We start from the raw sequence: 9722 nt of genomic DNA, 5'->3' as shown, positions 1-9722 counted from the left end.
TGGAAATGAACGTCTGCTTTTAATTACTGTTGCTCTTAAAAGCGGGTGCAAATATAGAACTACTTTCTTTATTCACAAGAACTTTTTTTGGTTTTTTTTAAAAGAAATAATTACACCTCTTATATACAGATGTTTACACTTGAAAAAAGTTTTAAACTCTTCATCTATATATTCGTTTTACTTGTTACAAGAAAAAATCCCATACCAATCCAAAACGAATTGTAAAGTCTCTATATGGATGATTAGGTGCCGAAAAATAATCATAGCCGGTAAAAGAAGAATTGAAATGTTCTGCTTTGAAGAAAATTCTGGTTTGCCTAATCTTAGCATTAATAAAAAAATCTAGCCTAGGAAACCCACCTAACTCTGTTTCATTTTGAGTATAAAATTCTGCTAAAACAGGATCATATCCATTCATATTATATTTTGTAAAATAATTGAATGTGACACCTGTTTGCAATTTCATTGCTTTTTTAAAAATATCATTTGTATAGTATAATGTATTTCTTGTAATAAGAGAGGGGACATTTAGCACATCTGAATCACTTATAACATTTTGATACATTATTGTGTTATCTAAAGCAAAATTGCCTAAACGAAATTCTCTTTGACCTTTTAACCTAATGTATTGTATTGAACTATTATACTGTTGTGGTTTTATTATTCGTCTTCCTTCGTTTATTTCTTCTAAGTTAAAATAGGTGTAGTTTTCAATATTTGAAATATCTAAAAAGGCATTAAAAAACTTTCTTGATTTAATATTGAACCTAAATTGTTGCGTATTAATATTCTTATAATCATCAAAACTATACCAATTATAATTAGTATAATCGCTCTGATAAAGTAGATAATTATAATTAGGAAGTTTAGAGCTTATATTAATACCTGCGGAAATTTTTATATCATCATTTAGTTTTAAACCTAGTTGAGCATCAATAAAACTTCCAACAAACTCATCTGACAAATTTAAACTTGCTTTACTTTCTAGTAAAAATGAATTAATATTTTTTTTATAAGATGCATCAACACCAAAATAATTAGCTTTTATTCGGTTGGGTATTATTTCATCTGGAAATACAACAACACTATTGTAACCATAATTAACATCACTGTAATTAATACCAAAATTCAATTCTCCTAAAACATTATTAAAATATTCAATATATAATTTAGATTTAAAATCTTCTAAAGTGACTTTATCATTTATACTATTATTAAAATAGTCTCCAAAATAACCACTTGTTGGTGAACTTTGAGAATATTGGAAATATTTATCTTCAAATGAAATTTCATTTACTAAGGTTAGTTTATTATTAGTGAGCGAATCTTTTTCTGTTATTATATCATAGGAATGATTAAAAAAGAATCTTCTACCTTCTAAGACACTCTCAGCATTTTCAAAATTCATATCAAAAACAGATCTATCTATAAACTCCTCATCACCTGAAGTGAAATTTTCTATATCTTCATCTTTTATTCCACCATTTTCCTGGTTTAATAAATCTTGAAGAACAATATGTCCATTTGTTTTGTACCTACTATTTTTTGATTTGTAATTATATGTAAACCGAAAATTACCTGAACTTGTTAGTGCGTTTTGGTAATTCCCAAGTGACCTTAAGCCTTTATATGCTATAGAAAAATTAAATTGTTTTGATAGATTAACTGTAAAAAAGGCATCTAACATTTGTCCTTGTTCAAATGCTGTTTTATATGTTAATCTCGTCCAAGGTGTTGGTACTTCATAATATTTAATACTATCCTTTTCTATATAATTAAAATGTCTTGCTCTAGCCCCAAACAGCGGATTAGTTTGATTAATAACAGAATTAAAACTAAGAGAATTATAGGTCTGACCTATATTGGCAAACGGCATTAAACCAAAAATATCTCTTTGAAGGTAATTAAATTTATAATCTTTGTTAATTGATATGGTAGTATCTACTTCAATTGTGTCTATTTCTGTATTAAATTGCAAATACATATCTATTGTAGCCACATTTTTAAACCCCCTAGATCTTTTAACATTTAAAGAATCTCTATTACCTAGTGCATTTCTCGAATTTGCACCACTAGACTTAGCTTGAGCATTAATATTGAGAACGTAAAAAGAAAAAGTAAGAATTATAAGGAACCTAAATCTCATGAATTTAATTATAAACAAAAAACAAAGTAAACTATAAATTATTGTTTAATCGAACAGATTTACAAATTACTTAACAAAAAAAGACCAACAATTACTTGTTGGTCTTTTTTTGTAATAAAAATTCTATTCTACTCTATTATAAGCTTGTGAGATGTGGTTCTATTTCCTTCAGAAATATTTACCATGTATACACCTGCTTTAGCATTATTTAATGCAATTGTTTCTTTAAATATTGAAGAAGCATTTATAAAACTATTATTATAAACTAATCTTCCTTGTAAATCATATACATCTACGTTAACATTACTATCATTACTTCTTAAATTAGACTCGAAACTAATAGTAAATTCCCCTTTTGATGGATTAGGATAAACTGCTAGTTTTCTTAACAAATCATTTTCATCTATACTAAGAGTAAGATTATCTCCTGTTATGATTAAAGAAAAATCTTGGCTTTGGGGTTGAAAAGGAGTAATTGGTACTATACTTCCTTTATGAGAAACCTCAAGTGTATAATTCCCCGAAGTTGGTACATCAATATCTATTCTTTCAATATTATCTACAATATTATCACCTTTTGAACTACTAAACACAGTTCCAGAAAAATTTAACTTCCATGGTAAATAAGTAACACCATCTTTTGTAATCCTAACATCTAAATCATTAACCAATCTTGGAGTTTGATTATTAATTTCAGAAGCGTTGTTAACAGAAACACCTGGTACATCTGTCCAACAAATAGTTGCACTTAACTTATCGCCTGCTTGAGCACTAAAAGTTCTTGAATAAGTATTACCATTATTGAGAGTCAACTCTTCAATAATAGCGACACCGCTATTTGCGTCAGTTATCGTTTCTGCAGCAAATTCTGAATTTAACAAACCCCATCCAAAATATGGATCAGGACCAATATTATCTGTATCGTCAGTGGCTGTATGACAAGCCAACCCTTTAAGAGTAGAAGCCATCATGTATTGACCATGCAATTGATTATAATACTGTTGAAGAAGAACAAGTGAACCTGTAACATTTGGTGCAGACATTGATGTTCCAGTCAATGTACCATAAGCATCACCTGGAACTGGTGAAAAAAGCGCAGTTCCATCACCAGCTATATCAGGTTTAATTCTTAAATCATCTGTAGGTCCTTGACTACTTCCAGAATTTATCGAAAAATCTATTTGATTTGTAAAAGGGTTTAATGTTGGAGATGCATTAGCTATAACTAAATTATTTTTAGCATTCTTATCCCCTGTTAATTTATCAAACCCAAAGGCCATTCCGCCTGGGTATGCAGTATTACCAGAATTACCAGCTGATGCAACTACTAAATAATGATGATTATTACTTAAAAGGTCGTCTAATTCTCGTGCATCTGCAGTATAAGCGCCAATTCTCCAGGGGTCAATTTGCCCTCCATTTGGTTGATCAATAGGTACACCGTAAGAATGATTAGAAATTATCATTGGTTGAAAAGTATTATTCAATTCAATAATCATTTCAGCCGTATCATTATTAAAATTAAAAGTTCTTACATCAACTGCCGTAGCCATTCCTTTTGCACTAGAATTAACCCCTTTTGCGGAAATTGTGCCTGTAACATGGGTTGCATGTTGATCCTGAACAGGGTTCCCCTCAGTATTGAGACCTTCAGCATTTTGCACTCTAGATTGAGTGTTGGATTGATTTTGAAATTCTACATGATTAGACTGAATAGGTCCACCATCCCATACTCTAACTGTAATCCCAGAACCATCAAGGTTTAATCCTAAACTCCCGCCTACTTGAAGATGGTTTGTTCTTGTCGCAATAGCAGCATCTTCATTATCTGTAGTCGTATAGATTGGATATCCATTAAATAAATCTGTCAACACAAATGTTTTATTGTTTTCTCTAATAACAGCCTTATCCAAACCATTATCTTTCAGGTATTTATCAATATTTATTGAGTTTATTGAATCTGAAGTTTTAATTCTTAAATAAAGTTCTTTTTGCTCTTTTGGCAATGTTTCAAATTTCTCTTTACTAATCTCAATTACTTGTGCACTAGCTGTAATATTAATTAATAGTAAACTTAAAACGAATAACAATCTTTTCATACTATTTTTTTTACTAAAGTAATATTAAAAAGAAAGACTGCCAAAAAAAAGCAGTCTTTCTATTTTACCAATAATGTATTATTAAGCTTAATTAGGGATTAACTGAAAATTCAGTAACCTCTACAGTTGCATTTGGAAATCCAGCAAATGGGTCTGCTTCAGCAACATCAAAGGTACCTTCCCCAGAAGCATGGGTAATGATCGAACATGTGAGGCTATAACTACCTGTCAATGTTACTCCACCACCAGTTCCTTGCATTCCATCTCCGTAGCTATCACCAATTTTTAAAACATAATCACCATCAGGCAAATTAAAATCTTGTGTAAAAGTCTGTGGTTGAGTAGAATTACCTCCAAATGGAAAAAATCTATCTATCAAAACTGTACCATCTGCCTGTTCTAATGTAACATAAGTTTCTGAAGCCCATACATCAGAAATAACCGTAAGAGTTAAATCATTACATACAATTTCTCTAAAATATGTTATATCTACAACATCACTATAAGATGATGCGTCATCTGATTCTGATATACCAACACTTAGGTTCTTTAAATCCCCATCTTCACCAAGAATTTCTGAAAAATCAAAATCTATATCCAAGGATCCTTCATTAGCATTTGCGGGAACTATAATTGACCCTATAGAATACTCGTTAGCCGTACCTTCTGTAGCACTAAGAATAGAAACATTAAATGTTCTACTTGTGTCAGAAACATTTGAAATTGAAACAGGAATTGTTAAAGTTATGTCTTCCTGAGGGATTGACAATTCGTAACTAGTTTGTCTAAATGATAATAAAGTGCCTTCAGCTGTTTTAAATACATCTAGCTCATCATTACAACTAACATTAAAAATGAAAGTAATAGACAAAATGAATAATAAATATTTATTTGTTCTCATATCTTAAATTTTATTAATAACCTGGGTTTTGTTCTATATTAGGATTTTCAATAATATCCGTTTGCTGAATTGGCAATTGAAATCTATGATCCCCAGCATTTAAAGTTTGTCCTGGAGGTACTACACCAGAACCATCCGATAGATGACCATTACCATTTCTTTGCACACCTTGAGTATGAATAGCAGGTATTCCCGATACTCCTTGTAACCTTTTAAGAGTAAACCAACGATCACTAGATTCGAAAGCTAATTCTTTACGACGTTCTAACATAATAGCATTAAACAAGTTATCACCAGTTTCGCCACCTGTAAATGAAGAATATCTTGCATTTCGCAATATATCTAAAGTAGCTAATGCCTGAGCATCTGTCGCGGATGGGCTTAAATATTGTGCCTCAGCTAAATTTAGAATAACTTCTTCAACACGTAAATAACGTCCATTATTAAGACCTTGCTGTAAAGCACCATTTATGTATTTGTTTACTAAATTCCATGTCTCACCTAAACTATTATTAGTTAAAGTTAAGAAATATGCACTGATACGCTCTGGCTCTGTTGCAGGGTTATATAAATCATAAAAATCTTTATCTACACTCCATTCTGGTATTAAACTTTGACCAGAACCTTGGCTATAATTAGAGTCCATTAATCCATCACCTAAGATGAATGGTAATTCAAATAATACACCTGGATTAGAAGCTGATGTCCAAAGATTAGATAACTCTGAAGCCATAGCAGGAGAAACAGAACTTACTAGAGGCTGAGCATTAGCTATTACACGAGAATAGTCGCCTTCTGCAAGAGCTACTCTACTTATCAATCCTCTAATTACATTTACATTAATTCTAGTAGTAGAATTTGAATTATATGACCCAATTAAAGTAAGTGCTTGATTTAAATCTGCATTAATTTTGTCATATACTTCTTGAACAGTAGACAATCTTGATGGTGATGCTAATGGGTCATAAGTATCGTTATAAACAATCCCTATTGAACTTAATGCATTTGATGATTGCGTTGGCATTTGTGAATAAAATCTTGCTACATCAAAATGCAACATAGCTCTAGCAGCTAAAGCTTCAGCTTGTATTCCATCTCTAGTTGCTCCTTCAGGTAAATTATTTATACTTGCCAAAACAAGATTAGCTCTTGCTATACCTATGTATGCTTGTGTATAAATAGATGTTGGTGTTAAATTATCATTATATAACCAACTATGACTTTGTCGATTTGATCCTCTACCACTTGCATTGCTTACTAAATTATCTGCTAATAAATCACCTACTATAATTAAATCGCCTGATGCACCTGAACCTCCATAATAACCTACAGTTTTCATTCGGCTGTACACACCTCTAATTGCATTTTCAAACTCTTCTTCTGTTTGAAAAAAATTGTCAATAACTATACTATCAGGATCTGGTTGAAAGATATCCTCATCATCACAAGCTGTTGTAAAACATACAGCTATAAATAAGATTAAAAAATGTTTAAATTTCATAGTTCTTTTTTTTTAAAAATTAATATCAAATCCTACGCTGTAAGATCTCACCTGAGGATAAGCATTTATGTATACTGATCCATTTACAGTAGCCGCATTTTCTGAAGATCCAACACCTACTTCAGGATTTCCTTCAAAATCTGACCATATTGCCAAATTTTGAGCTTGAACATAAGCTCTTATAGAGTTGATAGGTAAATTACCAAATACTTTTTCATCAAAAGTATACCCTAATGTCAAATTACGCCATGACAAATAAGAAGCATCTTGTAAAAATTGAGTAGTACCTGTTAATATTCCAAGTGCCGTAGGTCTTGCTAAAACATTAGTATCTCCAGGTTGTTGCCAATAATTAACAGCACTAGTAGCTCTATTATTTTGCCAATTAGCAGGGTCATGTAACTCTAATGATTGACGGTTAAAAATATAATTACCTACTGAATAGTTGAAATTTGTAGCTAAATCAAAACCTTTATAATTAGCCCTTAATCCAAATCCACCAAAAAATTCTGGCAAAGTAGACTTATCTTTAATAGGCACAGCATCAGAAGCGCTGTAAACGTTAGTAATATTACCATCAATATCATAATACAAAGCATCACCATTAGCTGGATCTACACCTGCATAACGCACTAAAAAATGTGTAAAAGGCTCTAGCCCTTCTTGTAAAATTACTTGCCCGCTACCATATCCTCTAATTTGATCGTCATTCAACTCTGTAACTTCAGCATTTAAAGTCGTAATATTACCGAATACAGTTAAGTTTAAACCTTCTGGATTTCTTAAAACATCATAATTTAAATCTACTTCGATACCTCTATTTCTTGTATTACCTGCATTTATAAAAGTATTAAAACTTCCTGATTCTGTAGGCAATATGTCTTGTAATATAAAATCTTTACGCGTATCCTGGAACCAATCAATTTTACCTCTTAATCTAGAACCTTCTAATAACTCAAAAGAAATTCCTACATTAATCTTCTCATTAGTTTCCCAAGTAGCATTAGGATTTGCAACTGTAGTACTAGGCAAAGCAGTTGGATCATTTCCTAACAATCCACCCAAATTGATTGACGTGAAATTAGAATACAAAGCCAATGCGCTATCATCTCCAATTGTACCGTACGAAGCATTTAATCTTAAGCTATTTACCCAAGACACATCGTTCATAAAACTCTCTCTACCGATATCCCATGTAGCTGATGCCCCAAAAAAGTTACCATATTGATTACTAAAACCAGCACGAGAAGAACCATCTCGACGCATATACGCATTTAAGAAATACTTATTATCATAATCATAGTTTACCACACCAACAAGTCCAGTTCTAGTAACTCTTGATCTATCAGAGAAAGAGTCTTGATCAATCGTACCAGCTACGTTCTGTGTATCAAAAATATCATTTGGAAAAGTTCTACCATTAAGTTGCACTCTATAAAAATTCTCACTTTGATATTCTGTAGCAAAAGTAAACTTAAGGTCATGATCACCAAACGAACGTCCATAAGTAATCTCATTACGCCAGTTATAATCTAAATCATCGATAGATGAATCTGTCTTTGTTCCAGTTGTACCAATAAACGAATTAAGTCTAGCTGATGGTTTCAAGAAGTTTTCTGATTGTCTTCTATCATAGATACCACCAAACTGAGTACGTACTTTTAAATCTTTCAACACAAATAATTCAAAATAAGCATTACCGAAAACTCTAAAATTACGCACTTCCTGATCTGTGCCTAAAATTTCATCTAAAACTTGATAACCAAAGCTATTTAACGTACCACTAATATTATAAATAGGATCACCATTAGCATCAAGAATCCTATTACCATCATCATCAAGCTGATACAATGGCGCATATGGATTATTATTTATCTCAGACCAAAATGGCGATTGCACATTAAAACGGTCTCTTGGATCATCTCTTTCAGTATACACTCCATTTAAAGTGTAACCAAAATTCATTCTGTCATTTATTTTAGTATCATTAGCTAAAGATGCTGAAATACGTGAAAAACCCTCATATCCCACAGCTATACCTTCATCACTATCATAACCTAAAGAAAATCTAGAATTTGAATTCTCACCACCAGAAGATATTGCTAAGTTATATGAAGTTGTCAAACCTGTTTTATATAAAATATCGCCCCAATCAACTTCATTACGTGCAGCTAAATCAATTTCTTCTTGTGTACGAGCTCTACCCAAACCTATATTCAATTGAGCTAAATCATTCTCATAATTCAACTTCTGTCTTGAATTCATCAAATCCACACGTATAGGAAATCTACTAGTCCACCCTGTACGAGTATTTAAAGTCACACGCGTTTTACCTTTCACTCCTTTTTTAGTAGTAATTACAACAACACCATTAGCAGCTCTAGCACCATAGATCGCTGTTTGAGCGGCATCCGTTAACACCTGCACCGATTCAATATTATTAGAATTAATAGCAGGAACATCTGCTGCATTCATATATGTTCCATCCACAACATATAAAGGATTAACAGTACCACCTGTCTGACTAGGACTTAAAGAATAAGCACCTCTTACTGACACTTGTGCAGCTGAACCAGGAGCTGTAGAAGACGCAACCACATTAACACCCGACATTTGTCCTTGCAAAGCTCTATCAATTGATGTTGTAGCAATAACATTTTTCAGTTCTTTTTCACCAACAGTAGAAACACCATTAGCTCTCTCCTTACCTACATCAAAAACAGATCCTACAATAACCACTTCATCAAGAGCATTCCCCTCTTCTAAAGCGACATCATACACATTAGCCGCCCCTACTGTTATTTCAGAAGGCGCCATACCAACATAAGATATTACTAGAACATCCCCTATATTGACTTCAATAGTATATTTACCATCAAAATCTGTTTGAGCACCTTTTGTAGTACCCTTTACAATTACACTTGCACCAGGAAGGGGTAAACCATCCGAAGCTGTAGTAACTGTACCTGTGACCATTTTTTCTTGTGCGAAAGAAAATTGCATCACGAACGCCATAAAAAGCGTTAATAACCATGTTAACTTTAATTTCATAAAACAATTATTTGAGTTAGTCTA

The 9722-nt window shown here is 32.1% G+C and carries 5 protein-coding genes; all 5 read right to left on the bottom strand.

Features of this window, described 5'->3' with window-relative positions; genetic code table 11:
- Nucleotides 1-184 precede the first annotated feature (184 nt).
- The 5 genes from N4A42_RS01155 to N4A42_RS01135 all read right to left on the bottom strand — a co-directional run bounded on the left by N4A42_RS01155 (nucleotide 185) and on the right by N4A42_RS01135 (nucleotide 9698).
- Nucleotides 185-2146 (bottom strand): putative porin, encoded by a 1962-nt coding sequence (locus tag N4A42_RS01155; RefSeq protein WP_294068724.1) that lies wholly within the window; start codon nucleotides 2144-2146, stop codon nucleotides 185-187.
- A 128-nt stretch (nucleotides 2147-2274) separates the two neighbouring features.
- Nucleotides 2275-4245 (bottom strand): S8 family serine peptidase, encoded by a 1971-nt coding sequence (locus N4A42_RS01150; protein ID WP_294068722.1) that lies wholly within the window; start codon nucleotides 4243-4245, stop codon nucleotides 2275-2277.
- Nucleotides 4246-4336: 91 nt separating this feature from the next.
- The gene (locus N4A42_RS01145) at nucleotides 4337-5146 is read right to left on the bottom strand and encodes a hypothetical protein (RefSeq protein ID WP_294068720.1); all 810 of its coding nucleotides are present in this window, start codon (nucleotides 5144-5146) and stop codon (nucleotides 4337-4339) included.
- Nucleotides 5147-5159: 13 nt separating this feature from the next.
- On the bottom strand, nucleotides 5160-6647 hold the full coding sequence (locus tag N4A42_RS01140) for a RagB/SusD family nutrient uptake outer membrane protein (protein ID WP_294068718.1): 1488 nt from the start codon (nucleotides 6645-6647) through the stop codon (nucleotides 5160-5162).
- 12 nt (nucleotides 6648-6659) lie between these two features.
- The gene (locus N4A42_RS01135; RefSeq protein ID WP_294068716.1) at nucleotides 6660-9698 is read right to left on the bottom strand and encodes a SusC/RagA family TonB-linked outer membrane protein; all 3039 of its coding nucleotides are present in this window, start codon (nucleotides 9696-9698) and stop codon (nucleotides 6660-6662) included.
- Nucleotides 9699-9722 lie beyond the last annotated feature (24 nt).

Source organism: Winogradskyella sp. (genome assembly GCF_025210595.1).
In the GTDB taxonomy this organism is placed as follows: domain Bacteria; phylum Bacteroidota; class Bacteroidia; order Flavobacteriales; family Flavobacteriaceae; genus Winogradskyella.
Note: the sequence above shows the minus strand (reverse complement) of the source record. Positions and strands in the feature narration are given on the sequence as shown.

Bases quoted from the DNA above. Each gene is read 5' to 3' on its own strand.
- N4A42_RS01155 (WP_294068724.1), bottom strand. From the start codon at position 2,146: ATGAGATTTAGGTTCCTTATAATTCTTACTTTTTCTTTTTACGTTCTC.
- N4A42_RS01150 (WP_294068722.1), bottom strand. From the start codon at position 4,245: ATGAAAAGATTGTTATTCGTTTTAAGTTTACTATTAATTAATATTACA.
- N4A42_RS01145 (WP_294068720.1), bottom strand. From the start codon at position 5,146: ATGAGAACAAATAAATATTTATTATTCATTTTGTCTATTACTTTCATT.
- N4A42_RS01140 (WP_294068718.1), bottom strand. From the start codon at position 6,647: ATGAAATTTAAACATTTTTTAATCTTATTTATAGCTGTATGTTTTACA.
- N4A42_RS01135 (WP_294068716.1), bottom strand. From the start codon at position 9,698: ATGAAATTAAAGTTAACATGGTTATTAACGCTTTTTATGGCGTTCGTG.